At 71.7% G+C, this 18861-nt stretch carries 18 protein-coding genes; 8 read left to right on the top strand and 10 right to left on the bottom strand.

The genetic code is table 11. From position 1 onward, the window contains the following. Positions 1-31 precede the first annotated feature (31 nt). The 7 genes from VGR32_RS01210 to VGR32_RS01180 form a co-directional block, all read right to left on the bottom strand. Positions 32-2122 carry a TonB-dependent receptor plug domain-containing protein gene (locus tag VGR32_RS01210; protein ID WP_327447218.1) on the bottom strand — a complete coding sequence of 697 codons (2091 nt, stop codon included), beginning with the start codon at positions 2120-2122 and terminating at the stop codon, positions 32-34. 35 nt (positions 2123-2157) lie between these two features. Further along, entirely contained in the window at positions 2158-3222 is a 1065-nt protein-coding gene (locus VGR32_RS01205) for a hypothetical protein (RefSeq protein WP_327447216.1), read from the bottom strand. An 80-nt stretch (positions 3223-3302) separates the two neighbouring features. Next, on the bottom strand, positions 3303-4991 hold the full coding sequence (locus VGR32_RS01200; RefSeq protein WP_327447214.1) for a M56 family metallopeptidase: 1689 nt from the start codon (positions 4989-4991) through the stop codon (positions 3303-3305). Beyond that, complete coding sequence (locus tag VGR32_RS01195; protein WP_327447212.1) at positions 4988-5365, bottom strand: BlaI/MecI/CopY family transcriptional regulator; 378 nt, start codon at positions 5363-5365, stop codon at positions 4988-4990. The genes VGR32_RS01200 and VGR32_RS01195 overlap by 4 nt, the downstream gene beginning before the upstream one ends. Positions 5366-5467: 102 nt before the next feature. After that, positions 5468-8839, bottom strand: coding sequence for an error-prone DNA polymerase (locus tag VGR32_RS01190; RefSeq protein ID WP_327447210.1), 3372 nt, complete (start codon positions 8837-8839; stop codon positions 5468-5470). Further along, the gene (locus VGR32_RS01185) at positions 8836-10392 is read right to left on the bottom strand and encodes a DNA polymerase Y family protein (RefSeq protein ID WP_327447208.1); all 1557 of its coding nucleotides are present in this window, start codon (positions 10390-10392) and stop codon (positions 8836-8838) included. Before VGR32_RS01185 ends, VGR32_RS01190 begins: the two co-directional genes overlap by 4 nt. Next, positions 10283-11062, bottom strand: a complete 780-nt coding sequence (locus VGR32_RS01180) for a hypothetical protein (RefSeq protein ID WP_327447206.1) — start codon at positions 11060-11062, stop codon at positions 10283-10285. Before VGR32_RS01180 ends, VGR32_RS01185 begins: the two co-directional genes overlap by 110 nt. 112 nt (positions 11063-11174) lie before the next feature. Here VGR32_RS01180 and VGR32_RS01175 point away from each other — a divergent pair, with 112 nt between their 5' ends. The 8 genes from VGR32_RS01175 to hisIE are packed head-to-tail and all read left to right on the top strand — an operon-like array spanning position 11175 to position 17804. Next, positions 11175-11489 carry a YerC/YecD family TrpR-related protein gene (locus tag VGR32_RS01175; protein ID WP_327447204.1) on the top strand — a complete coding sequence of 105 codons (315 nt, stop codon included), beginning with the start codon at positions 11175-11177 and terminating at the stop codon, positions 11487-11489. A gap of 9 nt (positions 11490-11498) precedes the next feature. After that, positions 11499-12380 carry an ATP phosphoribosyltransferase gene (gene hisG, locus VGR32_RS01170; RefSeq protein WP_327447202.1) on the top strand — a complete coding sequence of 294 codons (882 nt, stop codon included), beginning with the start codon at positions 11499-11501 and terminating at the stop codon, positions 12378-12380. Continuing rightward, complete coding sequence (hisD, locus tag VGR32_RS01165; protein WP_327447200.1) at positions 12380-13687, top strand: histidinol dehydrogenase; 1308 nt, start codon at positions 12380-12382, stop codon at positions 13685-13687. The genes hisG and hisD overlap by 1 nt, the downstream gene beginning before the upstream one ends. Continuing rightward, entirely contained in the window at positions 13684-15114 is a 1431-nt protein-coding gene (gene hisB, locus VGR32_RS01160) for an imidazoleglycerol-phosphate dehydratase HisB (protein ID WP_327447198.1), read from the top strand. The genes hisD and hisB overlap by 4 nt, the downstream gene beginning before the upstream one ends. Continuing rightward, the gene (hisH, locus tag VGR32_RS01155; RefSeq protein ID WP_327447196.1) at positions 15111-15707 is read left to right on the top strand and encodes an imidazole glycerol phosphate synthase subunit HisH; all 597 of its coding nucleotides are present in this window, start codon (positions 15111-15113) and stop codon (positions 15705-15707) included. Before hisB ends, hisH begins: the two co-directional genes overlap by 4 nt. Next, positions 15704-16435, top strand: a complete 732-nt coding sequence (gene hisA, locus VGR32_RS01150) for a 1-(5-phosphoribosyl)-5-[(5-phosphoribosylamino)methylideneamino]imidazole-4-carboxamide isomerase (protein WP_327447194.1) — start codon at positions 15704-15706, stop codon at positions 16433-16435. The genes hisH and hisA overlap by 4 nt, the downstream gene beginning before the upstream one ends. Then, complete coding sequence (gene hisF, locus VGR32_RS01145) at positions 16432-17199, top strand: imidazole glycerol phosphate synthase subunit HisF (protein WP_327447192.1); 768 nt, start codon at positions 16432-16434, stop codon at positions 17197-17199. Before hisA ends, hisF begins: the two co-directional genes overlap by 4 nt. Beyond that, entirely contained in the window at positions 17196-17804 is a 609-nt protein-coding gene (hisIE, locus tag VGR32_RS01140; RefSeq protein WP_327447190.1) for a bifunctional phosphoribosyl-AMP cyclohydrolase/phosphoribosyl-ATP diphosphatase HisIE, read from the top strand. The genes hisF and hisIE overlap by 4 nt, the downstream gene beginning before the upstream one ends. 11 nt (positions 17805-17815) lie before the next feature. On the opposite strand, the gene VGR32_RS01135 is transcribed toward hisIE, so the two are convergent. The 3 genes from VGR32_RS01135 to VGR32_RS01125 are packed head-to-tail and all read right to left on the bottom strand — an operon-like array spanning position 17816 to position 18740. Beyond that, on the bottom strand, positions 17816-18082 hold the full coding sequence (locus tag VGR32_RS01135; protein WP_327447188.1) for a DUF5985 family protein: 267 nt from the start codon (positions 18080-18082) through the stop codon (positions 17816-17818). Beyond that, on the bottom strand, positions 18079-18351 hold the full coding sequence (locus VGR32_RS01130; protein ID WP_327447500.1) for a DUF5985 family protein: 273 nt from the start codon (positions 18349-18351) through the stop codon (positions 18079-18081). Before VGR32_RS01130 ends, VGR32_RS01135 begins: the two co-directional genes overlap by 4 nt. Beyond that, complete coding sequence (locus VGR32_RS01125) at positions 18348-18740, bottom strand: hypothetical protein (RefSeq protein ID WP_327447186.1); 393 nt, start codon at positions 18738-18740, stop codon at positions 18348-18350. The genes VGR32_RS01130 and VGR32_RS01125 overlap by 4 nt, the downstream gene beginning before the upstream one ends. Positions 18741-18861: the final 121 nt, after the last annotated feature.

The raw sequence follows: 18861 nt of genomic DNA, 5'->3' as shown, positions 1-18861 counted from the left end.
CGACAGGCTTATCGACTGGTCAATGCCGGCGTCAGAAGCGGCCGCGGACCTCCAGATTGAAGATGGGCCCGATCGTGCGGTCGCGGATCTCGATGAAGGAGATCGGATCCAGCCGCCGGCCCGCATAGGCCGTGCGCCTGAAGTAGCTCTCTCCCGAGAACACGTTCGCCGCCGAGGCGCGCACGGTCAGGCCCATCACGTCCTTGTGCTCGACGAACAGGCTGCCGAAGAGCGGGATCTCCCACTGTCGCGACAGCTCCGTCAGGCGATAGGTCTGGGCGTTCTTCTGATGGCTGAGGCCCAGGCCCCAGGCCCAGTCGGTGTCCGGCACGTCGTGCCGCAGGTTGACGCTGAACAGTCGCTTCAGGCTGCCGCTGATCTCGCGGTCCTCCAGCGTGAGCGGGTCCTCGACCTGCGAGCGCTGCAGCACAATCCGGGTGTCCACGCGCGCGCCGCGCCAGCCCAGGGGATCGAGATTGGTCGTCGCCCGCCACTCGACGCCGTATCGTACGGCCTCGTCGAGGTTGCCGATCGACTCGCCCGTCGCCCCGATCGGAACGATGTCGACGATGTCCTCGATGACGGCGCCGTAGACCCGCAGCGTGGAGCTTCCCCACGGCCCCCCGTCGCGCACCCATTCCGCTTCCAGCTCCCAGCTCTGGGGCGGCACGAGATTGGGATTGCCCGAAAACGTGGTGCCGCTGTTCAGGTTGGCGGAGGCCAGGAAGTCGCCGAAGTTCAACTGGCCCACGCGCCGCTGCAGGCGGACGGTCACCCGATCGTCGGGCGAGGCCTGCCACACCACATTGGCCTGACCCTTGGGCCGGAAGAAGTCGCGCTCGAGCCCGCCGGCGCCGACCTGCACCAGTTCGGAATATTCCGCCCCCGCGCTGATCTGGAACGAAAGGGTCGGGGACAGCGGCCTGCCGTAGGTCCCCATCGCCTCGTACCGGCTTTCCTCGACCCGGGCGGCGCCGTTGGCGAAGACCAGTTCCTGCTCGCTGCCATCCGGCTGCAGCCGGAACAGGCGCGTGCTGCTGTCCAGACTGTTGAAGGCCGCTTCCAGCGAGAACTCCGCGTCGGCGTCGCCCGGCTTCCAGCCGTACTCGGCCCGAACGACGCGCTCCCCTTCCTCGCTCGACTGCGTCAGTCGGTCTCCCGTGCGCGGCCGCCCGTCGGCCCACTCGACCGTCACGGCGCTCTGATAGTCGGCGGTCTCGAACCGTTCCAGCCCGATCAGCTTCAGCCGGCCGACGCCCCAGCCGAACTCCCAGTCACCGCCGATCTCGTAATCATGGCCCTCCTGATCGTCACGAACCGCTCGCTCCCGATCCGGCAGGGTGGGCGACGTGCGCGTGCCGTCCTCCTGGAAGCGGTAGTCCAGTCCGCGGACGGCCGCGTTCAGATTGCCGACGGCGTCGCCGGGTCCGTCGATGACGAACCGCCCGCTCAGCCGGGGCTGGTAGACCTTGCCGGTCCAGTAATCGAGCCGGGTCTCGGTGAGCGTCCCGAAGCGGTCGTAGATGTAGGTGTCCCCGCCGGCCCCGCTGTGGCTGGCCTGGTTCTCCAGGGCCACGGTGTACTCGACGGGACCCTGCTCGCCGCTCACCGACACATCGAACCGGGTCAGAACCGGATCGGTGAAGCGCGACCGGAACTCGGGCCGCCAGGACCACTGGCCGCTCAACGCCGACGCGCGCGTGACCACGTTGGCCACCTGCCCCGTCAGCCCCGGAATGCCGAGGCTGGCCCCGTCCCGGATCTCGATCCGCACCACGTTGCCCGCCGGCACCCGGCGCAGTTGGGTCACCACGTCGTCCGACTTGTTCGAGATGCGCTGGCCGTTCAGCAGGACGTTGCCGGTGGCCTCGCCCAGCCCGCGCTCCTGCGACACCTGGCGGATGGCGAATCCGGGCACCTGAACCAGCATGTCGTAGGCGGTGCTGGGGGCGAAGCGGGCGAAATGCGCCGCGTCATAGGTGCGCTCGGCGGCTTCGGCAGACCGGTCCTGCGCCAGGGCGGGCGTGGCGGCGAGCAGGGCGGGCGTGGCGGCGAGCAGGGCGAGCGCCGCGACCGCGGTCGACAGACGGGCGCGGCGACGCGCAAGGGGGGCGACGTGCATGAGCGTTCCTCGATGAGCTTTTCGTGTTCGTTCGGTCAATCGGCGGCACGTTCGCGCACGCCCTCGCGGGCCATCCGCCGCGCGTAGTCCGGCGTGACGTCATGGACGCGCAGCGACACCAGCTGATCCGCCGACAGGTCGGCGTAACCGGCGGCCGCCATCTCGCGGATGAAATCGGGGGTCACGTCATGGATGGCGAAGGCCAGCTGCTGCTCCGCGCTCAAGTCCCCGTAACCGGCGGCGGCCAGGGCGCGCACGCCTTCCACCGTGACGCCGTGGATCTTCAGCGCCACCAGATCCTCCGCGTCGCCGCCCAGCCCGACGGCGGCCATGTCGCGCACGTAGGCCGGGGTCACGTCGTGGATGGCCAGCGCCATGATCTCATGGGCGGGCAGGTCGCGGAATCCCTCGCCCAGCGCCGCCATGGCGGCGACGTACTCCGGCGTCACCCCATGAATGCCGAAGGCGACCAGGTCGTCCAGCGAGGCCAGGCGGTAGCCGCTGCGCGCGACGTCGGCGACGTAGGCGGCGTCCACGTCGTGGATGGCCGCCGCGACCACCTGATCCAGATCGGGCCGTGCATAGCCATGCCGGTCCAGCGCATCCAGAAGCGCGGGGTCGAAGTCCGTCAGGGCAAGATGGAACAGCTGCTGCGCGTCCGGCCGGGCGCCGACGCGCGCCGCCAGCGACGTGGCGAAGGCGTCGTCCGGATCGAAGTCGCAGCGCCCGGCCGCCATGCCGCCGGACGCGACGCCGGAACATCTCAGATCGCCGGCCGCGGCGTCCAGGGTGAAGGCCACCGGCCCCTCGGCGGCGACCAGCGCCTCGCGACTGAGGCCGCTCAGGTCGGCCCAGTCCCACGGACCGCTCATGTTCCCGCGGCGGCCCCGCTCGTCCTCGCCGAAACTCAGCGCCAGCTGGGCCCGTCCGTCCGTCCGCTCCTCCAGCGCGAAGCGGATCAGGCTCAGGTCGGGGCCGGCGACGCGCGGGGCGCGGAAGCCAGGCGCAGGCTGCGGCGCGCGCGCCGGCTGCGGGTCCTGCTGCGGCCCGGCGACGACCCCGACGGCGGACAGCATGGCGATCAGGGCGGTGCGGATCATGACGGTCTCCTCTGGATTCAAGGCGCGCGGGGTCTTTCGCTCCGTCCGGAGCGTCGGCGCGTCGGCTTCAGGCGTTCAGGTCAGCGGGTGGCGGGCGGAACCGGCGGCGGCGTCGCCGTGGGCGGCCGGGGCGTCTCGGGTCGACTTCGCGGTCCGGCGCCGGGTCGTGGTCCGATCAGGGCGGAGCGGCGCAGGGCGTCGACGTCGGTGATCCCCTCCGCCTCCATGCGCCGGGCGTAAAGCGCGTCCACGCCGGCGATCCGAAGTCCGATCAGCTGATCGACCGACAGACCGGTCAGCCCGGCTCCGGCGAGGTCGCGCACATAGGCCGGATCGACGCCGTGCACGGCCATGGACGTCACCTGACCGTACGACAGCCCGTCGTAGCCGACGCTCCGCATGCCGCGCACCCATTCCGGGCTCACGTCGTGGATGGCGAGATTGGTCAACTGACCGGCCGACAGGCCGCGCACCCAGGGCAGTTCGCGTTCCAGCGCCGCGATCCATTCGGGCGTCACGCCGTGCAGGCTCATCGATGCCAGCGCCTCGGGCGACAGCCGTGCCGGGCGGGTCTGCGCCGACCGTTCCGGGTCCTGCGACACGGCTTCCGCTTCCACCGCCGCTTCCGCCTCGGCTTCCATCTGCGCCTCCAGCGCCGCCTCCTCGGCCGGGCTCAGCTCGACGTCGGCCTCGGTCGGGTTCGGATCGGAATCGGACTCTGTGAGCACGATCGCGGCGGGCGTGCCGGCGACGGCGTGCGGGACGAAGCGCGTATGCAGGGGCGTGAAGGCGGCGAGCGGAAGGGCCAGGGACGCAGCCGCCAGCACACCGGCGGCGACCTGCACCGGCCGCGCGGGGTCGCGCCGCGCGGCGCGGTCCAGCACGCGGCTCAGGCGGCGCTTCAACGAACCCCGGCCGGGCGCCACGCCGTGTGCGGCCAGGGCCGCGCCGCGCTCGCCGCGGGCGAAGTCGACCAGCATGCCGGCATAGTCGGGGCCGTTCACGTCGCCTCGGAGGACGACGTCGTCGGCCGCTTCCTCCCGCAGTTCATGCGCCTGCCGCGCCAGGGCCCACACCAGTGGGTTGAACCAGAACAGGGCCGTGGCGACGCGGGCGACCAGCAGGTTCAGCCAGTCCATCCGGACCACGTGCGCCAGCTCGTGCGCCAGGATCGCCGCGGCGCGGTCAGGCGTCTTCAGGGCGGCGTCGCTCAGCACGATGGTCGGACGCAGCAGGCCCCAGCTGACGGGGGAGCCCAGCCGCGCGCTGCGCAGCAGGGCCGTCCCCTGCTTCACGCCCATCCGGTGCTGGGCGTGCGCCAGCGCGGACAGCCAGTCGCGGTCGGTCAGGACGGCCGCCTCACGCTGCAGTCGGAACAGGCGCACCAGCCCCAGGCCGAGGCCGCCTGCCAGGAACAGGGCGCCGGAGACCCAGGCCAGAAGGACCAGCGTCGGGACGTTCACCGCCAGGGCGGCCGTCGGCGACGCCGGCGCCGGCGTCGCGAGATTCAGGTGGGCCGCCTCCCCTGCCGCGGCGGGCGTCGTCGCCACGACCGCGTCGCGCGTCCAGGCGCCCGCCACCTCAACCTGTGGGCCGAACAGCACCAGCAGGGGCATGGCCGCCGCGACCAGCAGGCCCAGATGGGCGATCAGGGCGCGCTGCGACGCCGGCAGGCGTTTCAGCGCCGTCACCAACCCCAGGGCGACGGCGATCACGGCGGCGCCCTTCAGCACGATCTCGATCAACAGATCGGACGACACGGCGATCATGACCGCACCTCCTTGCGGGCCTCGGCGATCAGCCGTTCCAGTTCGTCCAGTTCCTCGTCCTTCAGCGGGCCGCTCATGCCCAGAAGGGCGCTGGCGGCCCCGGCCGCCGAGCCGTTGAAGAACGTGCCGACCAGCTGGCTGAGGGCGGACTTCGTCGCCTCCGCCTGGGGCACGCGGGGCGCGTAGACGATGCCGCGCGGCGTGTCCTTGCGCGCCACCAGCCGCTTCGTTTCCAGCCGGGCCAGCATGGCCCTCACCGCAGAGGCGGTCAGGGCGTCGGGCAGGGCCTCGCGGACCTCCGCCACCGTCGCCTCGCCGCGCCGGTACAGCACGTCGACGATCTGCCTTTCCCGCGGCGCCAGCGTCTGAAGCATGGCCGTCCTCCCGAAGCTACAATTGCAGCCTTCGCTACAAATGCAGCGCCGGTCAACGACCCTTCGGATGAAGCTTTCGCAATGTTCCCGGAGCGGCCCGTCCTAGTGGAAGTCGCGGGAGCCCGGCAGGATGCGCACGTCGCGGGGGTGCCGCGCGGCCCCGCGGGGGTGCTGGGGGTGGACGAACTCGTCGGCGCCCGACAGCTGGATCGTGGTGTCGTGATCTTCCGACAGGCGGGACAGTTCGCCCGACCTGTCGAACACGCGCCGGGCCATCAGGTGGGTGACGCCTTCGACGCTCTTCTCCACAGTCCCCTCGATCACCATCAGCCTCGCCGACATGACCTCGCGCCGGAACTCCTCGAAGGTGCGGGCCCACATGACGACGTTGATGACCCCGGTCTCGTCCTCGATGGTGATGAAGATGGCGTTGCCGTTTCCCGGTCGCTGCCGGATCAGCACCACGCCGGCGCAGCGGACCAGGGCGCCGCCGCGCTTCGCCTCGGTCGCGGCGCAGCTGAGCATGTTCTCCGCGTCGAAGACGGGGCGCAGCAGGCCCATGGGATGTCCCTTCAGCGACAGCCGCGTGGTCTGGTAATCGGCGGCGACGTGCTCGCTCAGCGGCATGGCCGGCAGGCGCGCGTCGGGCTCCTCGCCCAGCTCCCGGGCCTGCGCGGCGGCGAACAGCGGCAGGGCGTCGTCGTCGGGCAGGCGGCGCACCGCCCACAGGGCCTCCCGCCGGTCCATGCCCAGCGAGCGGAAGGCGTCGGCGTCGGCCAGCTTGCGCATCGCCAGCGCCGGCAGACGGGCGCGACGGGCCAGAGCCTCCACGTCGTCGAAGTCGCGATGGGACCGGGCGGCGACCAGACGCCCGGCCCACTCCTGACGGAAACCGTCGATCTGGCGGAACCCCAGCCGCAGGGCGAGCCGGTCGGCCGGGCCTTCCAGCGCATTGTCCCAGTCGCTGAAGGACACGTCGATGGCCCGGGTCTCCACGCCCCCGACCTCCTGCGCCTCGCGCACGATCTGGGCGGGGGCGTAGAAGCCCATCGGCTGGCTGTTCAGCAGGGCGCAGGCGAAGGCGGCGGGATGATGCCGCTTGATCCAGGAGGAGACGTAGACCAGCTGGGCGAAGCTGGCGGCGTGGCTTTCCGGGAAGCCGTAGGAGCCGAAGCCCTTGATCTGGTCGAAGCAGCGCTGGGCGAAGTCGGGCGGGTACCCGCGCGCGATCATGCGCCCGACGAATTTTTCCTCGAACTCTCCCAGCTTGCCGTCGCCGCGGAAGGTGCCCATCGACTTGCGCAGGCCGTTCGCCTCGGCGTCGTTGAACCTGGCCGCGACCATGGCGACCTTCATGGCCTGCTCCTGAAACAGGGGCACCCCCAGCGTCTTGCGCAGCACCTGTTCCAGCTCATTGGAAGGGCCGTGTTCCGGCGCCGGCGAGGCGTAGGTCACCGCCTCCTTGCCGCCGCGCCGCCGCAGATAGGGATGGACCATGTCGCCCTGGATCGGACCCGGCCTTACGATGGCGACCTGGATCACCAGATCGTAGAGCTTCCGGGGCTTCAGACGCGGCAGCATGTTGATCTGCGCCCGGCTCTCGACCTGGAAGACGCCGATCGACTGACCCCGGCACAGCATGTCGTACACCTCGGGGTCGTCCCGGGGCACGGACGGCAGGTCCATCTCCACGCCCTGATGGTCCCGCATCAGGTCGAACGCCTTGCGGATGCAGGTCAGCATGCCCAGCGCCAGCACGTCCACCTTCATCAGGCGCAGGTCGTCGATGTCGTCCTTGTCCCACTCGATGAAGGTGCGGTCCGGCATGGCCGCGTTGTGGATGGGCACCATCTCGTCCAGCCGGTCCTGCGTCAGCACGAATCCGCCGACGTGCTGGCTCAGGTGCCGCGGGAAATGCAGCAGGCGCGACGCCATGGCCACGGCGCGGGCGATGGTCGGATTGGCCGCGTCCAGACCCGCCTGCGCGACGTGTTTCTCGCCGATCTCCGATCCCCAGCTGCCCCAGTGGCTGGCGGCCAGACGGGCCGTCACGTCCTCGGTCAGGCCCAGCGCCTTGCCCACCTCCCGGATGGCGCTGCGGGGGCGGAAATGGATGACGGTGGAGGCGATGCCGGCGCGCTCGCGGCCATAGCGGCCATAGATGTGCTGGATCACCTCCTCGCGCCGCTCGTGTTCGAAGTCGACGTCGATGTCGGGCGGCTCGTCGCGGTCCTCGGACAGGAAGCGCTCGAACAGCAGGTCGGACTCCAGCGGGTCCACCGAGGTTATGCCCAGAACGTAACAGACCGCCGAATTGGCCGCCGACCCCCGCCCCTGACACAGGATGCGCATGTCCCGCGCCACGCGCACGATGTCGTAGATGGTCAGGAAATAATGGGCGATCTTCTTGCGGGCGATGAAGTCCAGCTCGTGCCGCAACAGCTCCGCCACCTTCGGCGGAATCTCCTCCGACCACCGCTCCGCCGCGTGACGCCAGGTCAGGTGCTCCAGCCAGGCCTGCGGCGCCCAGCCGGGCGGCACGGGCTCCTCGGGATACTGATAGGACAGCTGGGCCAGATCGAAGCAGACGCGGTCCAGAACGTCCCGGGTCTCGGCCACGGCGCCGGGCGCGTCGTGGAACAGCCGCGTCATCTCGGCCACCGGCTTCAGCCAGCGCTCGCCGTTGGCGTTCAGGCGCAGCCCCGCCTCCTCGATGGTCACGCCCTCGCGGATGCAGGTCAGCACGTCCTGCAGATCGCGCTGGCCGGCGTGGTGGTGCAGCACGTCGTTGGTCGCCACCAGGGGCACGCCCGCCCGTTCCGCGATCGCGCGCAGCCGGGCCAGACGGCGTCGGTCGTCCCCGCGCCTCAACATGGTCGCGCCCAGCCAGACGGCGCCGGGCGCGGCGTCGGCGATGCGGGACAGCGTCGACTCCAGCCCCGCCAGACGGTCCGGCGGCATGACGATCAGCAGAATGTCCTCCGGCGCGGCCAGCAGATCGCGCAGGCCGATCTCGCATTCGCCCTTTTTGGCCCGCCGGTTGCCCAGGGTCAGCAGGCGCGTCAGCCGCCCCCACCCGGCGCGCGTCTCGGGATAGGCCAGCACGTCCGGCGAGCCGTCGTTGAAGGCCAGCCGGGCGCCGGTGATCAGCTTGAAGTCCCGGGCCCGCAGGCGGACCTCCTCCGACAGGGCCGGATCGATGGTGTGGTCCTCCTCCTCCACCGTCTCTCCGGGGCCGGAGCCCTCGCGGCGGACGTCGGGGGGCAGCAGACCGTGGTCCCTCAGGGCCTTGAGCGCGCTCCACGCCCGCACCACCCCGGCCACGGAGTTGCGGTCGGCCAGACCCATGCCGACGTGGCCCCGCAAAATGGCGGTGGCGACCAGTTGCTTGGGCGACGACGCGCCGCGCAGAAAGGAGAAATTGCTGGTCACGGCCAGCTCGGCATAGCCGCCGACGGGATCCAGCGGGCTCATGCGAACAGGCCGTGGACGAACCAGCGGGGCGGATCGGCCTCGCCGTACTGACCCTGCCGGAACAGCCAGAACCGGCGGCCGTCGACGTCCTCCACCCGGTAATAGTCGCGGGTCTTCTGGTCCGGCGCGCGCCACCATTCGCCGGCGATGCGTTCGGGTCCCTCGGCGCGCGCGACCCTGTGCTCCACGCGACGCCAGCGGAAGCGATAGGGGTGGCCGTCGGGCGCCTCGGCCAGGGTGTCGACCGGCTGGGGCGGATGGAACATCTGCAGCGGCCGGAGCGGCGGATCCTCAGGATCGGCCGCGGACCAGTCGTCGGCCGCCCCTTCCGCGGCAGGGACCAGTCGCTGCGCCCGTTCGGGCATGTGGGACGCGTGCGGATGGAAGCGCAGAACCCGCTCGGGACCCAGCCGCGCCGTCAGGCGGTCGACCAGGCGGGCCAGCTCCCCGTCCGTCGGCCGGTCCGGCTGCAGGCCGGACTGGACCGGCGCCAGCGCCTCCGCCGCAGTGACCGTCATGCGGATCTGGTCGAAGCCGAAGCCCGGATCGACGGGGGCGGCCAGATTGGCCAGCCGCTCGCGGAACAGGCGCAGCACCGTCGCCGCCTCCCGCGTCGGGCGGCCGGTGCGCACCGTGACGCGGCGGACGGCGCCGTCGACGCGATAGAAGCCGGCCTGGAAGGCGCGCCCGCCCTGCCCCCGGGCCTCCAGACCGCGCGCGGTGTCGGCGATGAGGTCGGCCAGCACCCGCTCGACGTCCTCCGGCGCGGAAACGGGCTCGAAGAAGATCCGGTCCACCACGAAGGGGGGAGGCGGTCGGTGCGGGGTGATGCGCACGTCCTCGTCGCCCAGCACCCGCGCCAGCCGGGCGGGAAAGTCCCGGCCGAACCGGGCGGCCAGGGGCGCGCGCGGGCGGTCGTCCAGATCGCCGATCCGCTTCAGCCCGGCCCGGCGCAGGGCCTGTTCCTCCCGTTCGGACAGCTCCAGGGCGGCCACCGGCAGGCGACGCGCCGCGGCCCGGTCCGCGCCGGGATCGAACGAACCTCCCGGTCCGAACCGGCACAGGGCGCGCGCGCACTCCGGCGTGCCGGCCAGGGCCATGCGGACCTGCAGTCCGGCGCGACCGGCGCGGGCGTGAACCGCCGCGACCAGACCGGCCTCTCCGCCGAACAGATGAGCGCAGCCGGTCACGTCCAGGACCACACCGTGCGGCGGATCGAGCGAGATCATGGGCGTGAAGCGGTCGAAGTCGTTCAGGGCGGCGGACAGCAGGGCGTCGTCCTGTTCCGCCTCATGCGGCGCGGCCTTCAGGTCCGGCGTGCGGGCCTGGGCGTCGGCCAGAGTCATTCCGGGCGACAGGCCCAGACCGGCCGCCTGCGGGTCGACGGCGACGAGGCGCAGGGCGCCGCCCACCTTGTCGACGACGACGACGGGCCGTGCGGCTTCAGGCGACGTGGCGCATGTCGCCGTCGCGCGCGCCAGCCTGTCGCTGGGCAGCCAGGGGAACCAGACCGCCAGATAGCGGCGCCGGTTCGACGAAGACGCGTCGTTCACGGTCCCACTCCATCGTCCAGGTCCGGGTCGCCTCGCCGCCGCGGGATCGCAGCAGGGTGGCGGAAAAGGCGGGTCGGCCGGGCGCTCCGGCCTCGAGCGGGCTGGAGGCGACCGCCCGCACCGACCATCGGGTTTCGGCCGCGCTGGGCGCCGGATCGGCCGCCGCCCGGACCAGAAATACGCTTCCGCCCCCCGCCCGCGCCGCCATGGCCAGACGACGACTGGCCGTCAGGGTGAAGGCCCGCGCCTCTCCCCAGGCGGTCAGCACCACGGCGCCCACCGCCGGACTGCGAAGGGCCTCCTCCCCCACGGCCAGAAGCGCGGCGGCGTCGCGCACCCGCACCAGCAGCAGGTCCCGCGGCCGAAATCCCATCTGGTGCAGGCCGGGCCCGTAGGGTCGTCCGCTCTCCTGATCCGCCATGTGCTGCAGGGCCCAGACGACGGGACGCCCTCCCGCGGCGCCCACCCCCAGCCCCAGGGCGAAGGCGTTCGTCGACGCGGAGTCCGCAGACGTAGCGGCATAGACGTCGTGCAGACCGCGTCGCGCGGACGCGAGGGGAAGGCCCGCCCTTCCCGCCTCTCCCCGCGTCGGCGCGCGCAGGGTCCCGCACCCGGACAGCCGGGTCCGCAACGCCCCGACGAGGTCGCTCCTGCCTTTTATGTTCTTCATTTGTTCCATAAGCTGCCTGTGGCCGGAAAGAGTCAAGCGGGCCCTCTCGATGATCGTGGAAAGGTGAAAGACGCCCTTGACCGTTCCAATGTTACATCATAGTGAAACGCGCATGATCGACACTCTGCCCCGCAACGCGGCCCCGGCGCTCAGCCGGCTGGCCCTCTATGACGCGCTGCTGTCGCTGGAGACGCGCGACGAGGTCGACGCCTTCCTGTCCGATCTCTGCACGCCGGCCGAACTGCGCGCCTTCGCCGAGCGCTGGGAAGTCGCCCGCCTTCTGGACGCGGGCGGCCGCTCGTATCGCGAAATCGCCGCCGAGGCCCAAGCCAGCCCGACCACCGTCGTCCGCGTGGCGCGTTTCCTCAAGGAGATGCCGCATCAGGGCTATCGCCTGGTGCTGGACCGTCTCTCTCCCCGAACCTGAGTTTATCCCATGAGTACCGTGAAGGGACGGCTGCGCATCGCCGTCCAGAAGTCCGGCCGCCTGTCCGACCGCAGCCTCGACCTCGTCCGCGACGCCGGTCTGCGCGTCGTCAAGGGCACGAACGATCTGCTGTACCGCATTGAAAACGCGCCGATCGATCTGCTGCGCGTCCGCGACGACGACATTCCGACCTTCGTCGCCGACGGCGTCTGCGACCTGGGCATCGTCGGCGAGAACGTGCTGGAGGAAGGCCGCAACGGCGGGCCGGCGGCGGAAGTCGTCATGCCGCTGGGCTTCGGCCGCTGCACCCTGAAGATCGCCGTGCCGCCGACGCTGGACTACGACGGCCCCGCCTCCCTGCAGGGCCGACGCGTCGCCACCAGCTATCCGCGCGTGCTGAAACGGTGGCTGGCGGACCGCGGCGTTTCGGCCGACGTCGTCACCATGCGCGGCGCCGTCGAGGTGGCCCCCCGGCTGAAGCTGGCGCACGCCATCTGCGATCTGGTGTCCACCGGCGCCACGCTGGAGGCCAACGGCCTGCAGGCGCGCGAGACCGTGCTGGACAGCCAGGCCGTCTTGATCCGCTCGCCCGTCGCGCCCGAGCCCGAACTGGCCGACCTGCTCGACAGCATCGTCGAACGCATGGCCGGCGTCGTGGCCAGCCAGGGCGCCAAGTACGTGATGCTGAATGCGCCGCGCGCCAGTCTTGACCGCATCACGGCCCTGCTGCCGGGCGCCGGCGCGCCGACCGTCATGCCCCTGTCCGGCCGCGACGACGCCGTGGCCGTTCACGCGGTCTGCCAGGAGGCGGTGTTCTGGGAGACGCTGGAGAAGCTCAAGGCCGAAGGGGCTTCGGCCATCCTCGTCCTGCCGATCGAGAAGATGATGTGATGAAGCGGTTCGACTGGAGCCAGCTGGACGAAGCCGGACGGCGCGACGCCCTGGCGCGGCCCGCCCGGCGCGCCGAGGCGCGGGTGACCGACGGCGTCCGCGCCATCCTTGACGACGTCCGCGAGCGCGGCGGCGCGGCCGTCACAGACTGGGCCCTGAAGCTGGACGGCCATGCGCCCCGCCGCATCGCGCTCGACTTCCCGACCGTCGCCGCGGCGCGGTCCGCGCTGCCGCCCGCCGACGTCCGCGCCCTGCGCGTCGCGGCGGACAATGTGCGCGTCTTTCACGAGGCGACCCGGCCTGTCGACGGCGACTGGATCGAGACGACGCCGGGCGTCCGCTCCCGCATCGCCTGGCGGCCGATCCGGTCCGCGGGCATCTACGTCCCCGGCGGCACGGCCCCGCTGTTCTCCTCGCTGCTGATGCAGGCCATCCCGGCGCGGGTCGCGGGCGTCCGGAGCCCGGTCGTCGTGACGCCCCCGGCCAAAGACGGCGGCGTGCACCCGGCGATGATCTTCGCGGCCGCCGAAGCCGGTCTGGAAGAGATCTGGCTGATCGGCGGCGCCCAGGCGATCGCCGCCCTGACCTTCGGCGCGACCTTCGACGACGGCGCCATCCCGCCCGTCGACAAGCTGTTCGGCCCCGGCAACGCCTGGGTGGCCGAAGCCAAGAAGCAGGCGGCCGCCCTGCCGCGGGGCCCGGCCGTCGACATGCCGGCGGGACCGTCCGAGCTGATGGTGGTCGTCGACCGCGACGCCGCGCCGGAGATCGCGGCCGCAGACCTCTTGAGCCAGGCCGAGCATGACGTCGACGCGCAGGTCGTCCTGGTCTCCACCAGCCGCGCCACCATCGACTACGTGCTCGCCGAGGTGGAGGCGCAGCTGACCGACCTGCCCCGGGCCGACGTCGCGCGGGCCTCGCTGGCCGAGGGCCGGGCGATCCTCGTGCGCGACCTCGACGCCGCGCTGGAGGCGATCAACCTGTACGGCCCCGAGCATCTGGCCCTGCAGGTCGAATACCCCGAAGACCTGATCGACGGCATCACCGCCGCGGGCGCCGTCTTCATGGGCCGGCACGCGGCCGAGACGCTGGGGGATTACGCCGCCGGGCCCAGCCACGTCCTGCCGACAGACGGCGGCGCCCGGACGCTGGGCGGCCTGACCACCGCCAGCTTCATGACGTCGATGTCGGTGCAGACCGTCTCCGAAGGCGGCGCATCGGGGCTGTGCCCGGTCGCCGCGCGCCTCGCCCGGCTGGAGGGTCTCGAGGCGCATGCCCGCGCCGCCGATCTGAGGGCCGGACGATGACTCTGCCCGCTCCGTTTTCTCCGCTGGTGTCGGGGGGCGACGGACTGGACCGCCCGCCCTCGTCGACCGAGGCCGTGGCCGCCCGCATGGCGGAGGTCTACGGGCTTCCGCGCGATCATGTCCTGCCGGTGCGCGGCGCCTCACATGGTCTGGAGCTGATCTTCCGCCTGGCGGCCCGCGACGACCAGCGCGTCGAGGCGCCCCGAGCGCCGCCCTTCGACGCCCTGGCGAAGCTGTACCGCCCGGCCTCGCCCGACGCCGCGACCGGTGCGGTCATCGTGCGCGGGTTGGGCTCGGCGGAAGCGGTGGCCGAGATGGCAGCGCGCGTCGCGCCGGCCCTTCTGGTGGTCGACGAGGCCCGGGTGGAGTTCTCCGAGCAGGCCTCCGTCGCGTCCCTGACGCGCGAGGTCGAGGGCCTGATCGTCGTGCGCAGCCTGTCGCTGTCCCACGGCCTGTCGGGCGCGCGCGTCGGCGCGTTGCTGGCGTCGCCGGCGACGCTGGCGCGCGTCGCGCAGGTGCTGGAGCCGCACCCGCTGCCGGAGCCGAGCCTGCGGGTCGCGCTGCAGGCCCTCGATCCGTCGCGGGTCGTTGAGACCGGGGCCCGCATCGCGCGGGTGCGCGACGAACGCGCGCGCATGGTCAAGGCCCTGTCGCGGGAGATGGTCGTCGAACCGGGCGTCGGTCCGGTGATCGCGGCCAGGCCGACCGATCTGCAAGGCGCCCGCTCGGCGCTGGCGCGGCTGGGCGTCGCCGCCGAAGTCGAGGGCGACCGCCTGCGTGTTCCCGTCTTCGCCAGGGCCGAGTTGAACGACCGCGCGCTGGCGGCGTTCGGCGTCGCCCCGACCGGTCGACCGCACAGAACGGGTCAGGCGGTGCGGGACACCAAGGAGACGCGCATCGTCTGCGCCGTCGATCTGGAAGCGCCCGCCCCCGTGACGATCCGTACCGGCGTCGGCTTCTTCGACCACATGCTGGAGCAGGTGGCGGCCCACGGCGGATTTTCGCTCAGCCTTTCGTGCGAAGGCGACCTGCATACGGACCCGCACCACACGATCGAGGACTCGGCCATCGCCCTGGGCCAGGCGCTGAAGCAGGCGCTGGGCGAGCGGCGCGGCATCGCCCGGTACGGCTTCGTCCTGCCCATGGACGAGGCGGAGGCGAAGGTGTCGATCGACCTCTCGGGCCGCCCCTATCCGGTGTTCCGAGGCGATTTCGCCACGCCGTTCCTCGGCGACTACCGCACCGATCTGACCGCCCACGTGGTCCGCAGCCTCGCCGAGCATCTCGGCGCGGCGATCCACGTCTCCGTCACCGGACAGGACGACCATCACAAGACCGAGGCGGTCTACAAGGCGCTGGGCCGTGCCCTGCGTCAGGCCATCCGCGTCGAGGGCGAGGCCGTGCCGTCGACCAAAGGCGTGCTGTGAGCGTCGGTCTGCTCGCCTACGGCGCCGGCAACGTCGCCTCGGTCCGCTTCGCGCTGGAACGACTGGGCGCCGACGTGAGGCTGGTCTCGACCGCCGCGGACGTCGACGCCGCGGACCGCCTGATCCTGCCGGGCGTGGGCGCGGCCGGCTATGCCATGGCGCGGCTGGGGGAGCTGGGTCTGGTGGAGGCGATCCGGGCGTTCGCGCGCCCGTTGCTGGGCGTGTGTCTGGGGCAGCAGCTGCTGTTCGACCGCAGCGACGAGGGCGAGACCGGGATGCTGGGGCTGATCCCCGGTCGCGTGCGGAGTCTGGAACCGGGGCCGTCCCGTCCGGTGCCGCACATGGGCTGGTCCCGGCTGGAGATCGTCCGCGACGACCCTCTGCTGGAGGGCGTCGGCGGCGACGCCTGGGCCTATTTCGTCCACGGCTACGTCTGTCCCGAAGGGCCGGCGACCCTTGCCCGCGCCGAATATGGCGTTCTGGTGCCCGCCGTCGTGCGCGCCGGAAACCGGTGGGGCTGCCAGTTCCATCCCGAGCGATCGAGCGTGTCCGGCGCCCGCATCCTGCGCAACTTTCTGGAGCTTTCCGCGTGATCGTCTATCCGGCCATCGACCTGAGGGACGGCGCGTGCGTGCGGCTGATGCACGGGCGGTTCGATCAGGTGACGCGCTACGACGACGACCCCGCCGCGCGGCTGGAGGGCTTCGTCGACGCGGGCGCCGAATGGGTGCACGTCGTCGATCTGGACGGAGCCGAGGCGGGCCGCGCCGTCCAGCACGACCTCATCGGAAGGCTCGCGCGCGCGGCCAACGTGAATATCCAGTCGGGCGGGGGCGTTCGCGCCCGGGACGACGTCGCGGCCTTGCTGGACGCAGGCGTGGCGCGGGTCGTGGTCGGCTCACAGGCGGTGGCCGCGCCCGAGACCGTCCGCGACTGGCTGGGGGCCTTCGGTCCCGACAGGATCGCGCTCGCGCTGGACGTCAACGTCCGCGACGGCGTGCCCGTCCCCGCCCTGAAGGGCTGGACCGAGGCCGCCCGCATCGACCTGTGGGAGGCGTTGGCCCGGTTCCCGGAAGGCGCGGCGTCTCACCTTCTGGTGACCGACGTCGGCCGCGACGGCGCCCTGACCGGCCCCAACCTGGACCTCCTGGCCGAGATCGTCCGGCGCCGCCCCGATCTGCAGGTGCAGGCTTCCGGCGGGGTTGCCGTGGCCGCCGATCTGACCGCCGCCCGCGACGTCGGCTGCGCGGGAGCCATCGTGGGCCGGGCTATCTATGAGGGCCGCTTCACGGTGGAACAGGCGCTGGAGGCCGTGCGATGAGCGCGCGCCGGATCATTCCGTGCCTGGACGTGAAGGACGGACGGGTGGTGAAGGGCGTCCGCTTCGAAGGGCACGTCGACGTGGGCGAAGCAGCCGAACTGGCCGCCCGCTATCGCGACGAAGGCGCCGACGAGCTGGTCTTCTACGACATCACCGCCAGCCCGCAGGGCCGGACGCTGGATTACGGCTGGGTCGAGAGCGTGGCGCGGTTGCTGGACGTCCCCTTCTGCGTGGCCGGAGGCATCCGCTCCGTCGAGCAGGCGGCCCGCTGCCTGGACCACGGGGCGGACAAGGTCTCCGTCAATTCGCCGGCGCTGGAGCGGCCGGAGCTGATTTCTGAAATGGCCGGGCGGCTGGGGAGCCAGTGCGTGGTCGTCGGCGTCGACAGTCGGCGCGTGGGCGACGACTGGATGGTGCATCAGTACACCGGCGACCCGACGGCCAGCCGCGGCGCCGGCCGCCGCACGCTGGACTGGATCGTCGAGGCCCAGCGCCTCGGCGCCGGCGAGATCGTGCTGAACTGCATGGACGAGGACGGCGTGCGCCGCGGCTACGACCTCGAGCAGCTGACGGCCGCGCGGGCCCGGCTGACGATCCCGCTGGTCGCCTCGGGCGGCGCCGGAGCTCCGGCGCACTTCGTCGAGGTCTTTCGAGAGGCCGACGTATCGGGCGCCCTGGCCGCCAGCGTCTTTCACACCGGGGCGGTCCGCATCCCCGATCTCAAGCGCGAGCTGGCGGCCGCCGGCGTCGAGGTGAGGCCATGATCGACCCCGATGCGCTGGATTTCGACAAGGGCGGCGGCCTGATCCCCGCCGTCGTTCAGGACGCCGACACCCTGCAGGTGCTCACTCTCGCCTACATGGACCGCGACGCCCTGCAGGAGACGGTCGACAGCGGCGAGGCGACCTTCTTCTCGCGGTCCCGCGGCGGCCGGTGGCGCAAGGGCGAGACGTCCGGCGACCGGCTGCACGTCGTGTCGATCACGCCCGACTGCGACGGCGACGCCCTGGTCGTGAAGGTGCGCCCGGTCGGCGCCGCCTGCCACCTGAACCGGACCAGCTGCTTCGGCGACGAGGACGCCCCGGGGCTGGGGCGGCTGGCCCGGCTGGAGCGGACCGTGGACGCCCGCCCCGCCGATCCGGAGGCTCCAGGCTACACCTCCCGGCTCAAGGTCGACGGCGTGAAGCGCATCGCCCAGAAGGTGGGGGAGGAAGGCGTCGAAACCGCGCTGGCCGCCGTCGCCGGCACTGATGAGGAGCTGGCGTCCGAGGCCGCCGACCTGCTGTTCCACCTGATCGTGCTGCTGAACGTCCGGGGACTGAGCCTGGACGCGGTCATGCGCGTGCTGGAAGACCGTTCCCGCCTCTGAAACCGGGCCCGTCAGCCGCGCGGCTGCCGCGTCTTGCCGACGATGGCCACGATGATGACGATGAAGGCCAGGGCGCGGAGCAGGTAGAACGCGCTTTGCTCCTCGCGGGGGATCTGCAGCGTCACGGTGAGCAGCGGCACCGCGGCCAGCAGCAGGAACGACGTGGCGAAGGCCAGAAACAACCGGTCGCCCGTCCGCCGCCAGAACTTCAGGAAGAAGATCGCGGCGACCCCGTATCCCATGATGATGGCGCCCGTCATGACGGCCTGGGCGGTCATCGGTCGACCTCCCAGATGAAGCCGTAGATGAGCACGCTCACTGCGGCGAACGCCGTCCCGACGCGCCATAGCGAAAAGTCCGTCGCCGTCAGCAGCACCATGTCGAGCACCACGAACAGGTTGTTCAGCGCCAGCAGCGAGAAGCATCCGGCGCTCCACATCAGCAGGGGCTGCCGCGTCCGCCGCCACGATCGGATCAGCAGGCCGGCGCAGATCGCGCTGGTGAGCAGGCACAATCCGTAGACCAGTGCAGGCGCGCCCAGGCTCATGACGTCCACCTCCCCAGCCGGAAGGAGTCGGCGAACCCCTTCAGGGCGTCCGATCGCTTGGCCATGATCACAGCCGTAACGCTGAACGGACGCTTCGCATAGGTTGTTTCGAGACGGTCGACGAGTTCGGCAAGCTGCGGCGTCGCGGGCCGATAGCGATGCCCCTCCGCGTCCACCGCCACCAGGCCGGCGCGCTCCAGCGTGCGCAGACAATCGCTCATGACGTTGTGGCTCGACCGGGTCTCGCCGACCAGGGCGTCCGCCGTCCACACCCTGTCCGCGCCGCGTCGCATGACCAGCAAGGTCTCGAGCGCCCAGACCGACGGCAGCGCGCTTTCGATAAAGCTCGTCAACTGCGGATCGAGGGGAGTGCGGTCGGAGCCCGTCACCGCGCCGCGGGGCCGTAGCGGAAGGTCTGCATGGCGCGCGAACCTAGTCGCTGAGGCCCGAATGGCAACTTCAGAAATTTTGCGAAGTGAACGGAACCGAACACGTCGAAAGGCCATTTCC

Origin of the sequence: Brevundimonas sp. (assembly GCF_035935935.1) — a bacterium.
In the GTDB taxonomy this organism is placed as follows: domain Bacteria; phylum Pseudomonadota; class Alphaproteobacteria; order Caulobacterales; family Caulobacteraceae; genus Brevundimonas.
Note: the sequence above shows the minus strand (reverse complement) of the source record. Positions and strands in the feature narration are given on the sequence as shown.

Bases quoted from the DNA above. Each gene is read 5' to 3' on its own strand.
- VGR32_RS01210 (WP_327447218.1), bottom strand. From the start codon at position 2,122: ATGCACGTCGCCCCCCTTGCGCGTCGCCGCGCCCGTCTGTCGACCGCG.
- VGR32_RS01205 (WP_327447216.1), bottom strand. From the start codon at position 3,222: ATGATCCGCACCGCCCTGATCGCCATGCTGTCCGCCGTCGGGGTCGTC.
- VGR32_RS01200 (WP_327447214.1), bottom strand. From the start codon at position 4,991: ATGATCGCCGTGTCGTCCGATCTGTTGATCGAGATCGTGCTGAAGGGC.
- VGR32_RS01195 (WP_327447212.1), bottom strand. From the start codon at position 5,365: ATGCTTCAGACGCTGGCGCCGCGGGAAAGGCAGATCGTCGACGTGCTG.
- VGR32_RS01190 (WP_327447210.1), bottom strand. From the start codon at position 8,839: ATGAGCCCGCTGGATCCCGTCGGCGGCTATGCCGAGCTGGCCGTGACC.
- VGR32_RS01180 (WP_327447206.1), bottom strand. From the start codon at position 11,062: ATGAAGAACATAAAAGGCAGGAGCGACCTCGTCGGGGCGTTGCGGACC.
- VGR32_RS01175 (WP_327447204.1), top strand. From the start codon at position 11,175: ATGATCGACACTCTGCCCCGCAACGCGGCCCCGGCGCTCAGCCGGCTG.
- hisG (WP_327447202.1), top strand. From the start codon at position 11,499: ATGAGTACCGTGAAGGGACGGCTGCGCATCGCCGTCCAGAAGTCCGGC.
- hisD (WP_327447200.1), top strand. From the start codon at position 12,380: ATGAAGCGGTTCGACTGGAGCCAGCTGGACGAAGCCGGACGGCGCGAC.
- hisB (WP_327447198.1), top strand. From the start codon at position 13,684: ATGACTCTGCCCGCTCCGTTTTCTCCGCTGGTGTCGGGGGGCGACGGA.
- hisF (WP_327447192.1), top strand. From the start codon at position 16,432: ATGAGCGCGCGCCGGATCATTCCGTGCCTGGACGTGAAGGACGGACGG.
- hisIE (WP_327447190.1), top strand. From the start codon at position 17,196: ATGATCGACCCCGATGCGCTGGATTTCGACAAGGGCGGCGGCCTGATC.
- VGR32_RS01135 (WP_327447188.1), bottom strand. From the start codon at position 18,082: ATGACCGCCCAGGCCGTCATGACGGGCGCCATCATCATGGGATACGGG.
- VGR32_RS01130 (WP_327447500.1), bottom strand. From the start codon at position 18,351: ATGAGCCTGGGCGCGCCTGCACTGGTCTACGGATTGTGCCTGCTCACC.